This is a genomic window from Streptomyces katrae, assembly GCF_000966975.1.
In the GTDB taxonomy this organism is placed as follows: domain Bacteria; phylum Actinomycetota; class Actinomycetes; order Streptomycetales; family Streptomycetaceae; genus Streptomyces; species Streptomyces katrae.
Window position 1 is genome coordinate 1 of the sequence record NZ_JZWV01001708.1, and the last position, 895, is coordinate 895.

An 895-nucleotide genomic window follows, 5' to 3' on the forward strand; every position below is an offset into this window, starting at 1 on the left:
CCGCAGGGCCCCGCCGAGTCCGTCGATCTGACGCTGCGACACCTCGGCCGAGAGGATCGCCTGGGAGCCGTGGAAGGTCCCCGGCCACTGGTGCAGCTCGACGGACACACCCGCCCGCAGCAGGCGCAGCGCGTACTCGATGCCCTCGTCACGGTTCGGGTCGAGCTCCGCGGTGGCGATGTAGGCGGGCGGCAGCCCCGACAGGTCGGCGGCCCGGGCGGGCGCGGCGTACGCGGTCGCCGGCCCGGCCCCCAGGTAGTGCCGCCACGAGGCGGTGATCTTGTCCCGGGTCAGCCAGGGCGTGTCCGTGAACCGGCGCTGCGACCAGGTCTCCTGGCGGTCGTCCAGCCCCGGCTCGTTCAGCAGCTGGAAGCAGACCGCCGGGCCCCCTTCGTCCCGGGCCCGCAGCGCCACCGCCGCCGCGAGGTTCGCCCCCGCGCTGTGGCCCCCGACCGCGATCCGCGCCGGGTCGACGCCGAAGCCGGCCGCATGGTCCGCCGTCCACCCCAGCACCGCCCACACATCGTCCAGGGCGGCCGGATACGGGTGTTCGGGCGCGAGCCGGTAGCCCACCGAGACCACCACCGCCCCGGTGATCGAGGCGATCCGGGCGGCCCACGGGTGCTCGGTGTCCAGGTCTCCGACGACGAGCCCGCCGCCGTGCATCCAGACGACGGCGCCCTGCGGCCGCCGAGGCCGGTACAGCCGGACCGGCACCTCCGTCGCGGCCGGCACCAGGCGGTCCTCGACGAGCAGGTCCGAGATGTCCGGGGTGGGCCGCCCGGCGGCAAGCTCCGCGTAGACCTTGCGGTCGGCGACCGGATCGGCCCAGTCCGTCAGCGGGAACAACGGTACGAATGCTTCGAGTTCGGGATCCATGCAGACCATCCTGCGC

Annotated in this window: 1 protein-coding gene; it reads right to left on the bottom strand. The window is 74.7% G+C overall.

From position 1 onward, the window contains the following. The coding region (locus VR44_RS40250; RefSeq protein ID WP_045952658.1) for an alpha/beta hydrolase at positions 1-879 on the bottom strand (879 nt) is incomplete at its 3' end. Between the last annotated feature and the right edge of the window lie 16 nt (positions 880-895).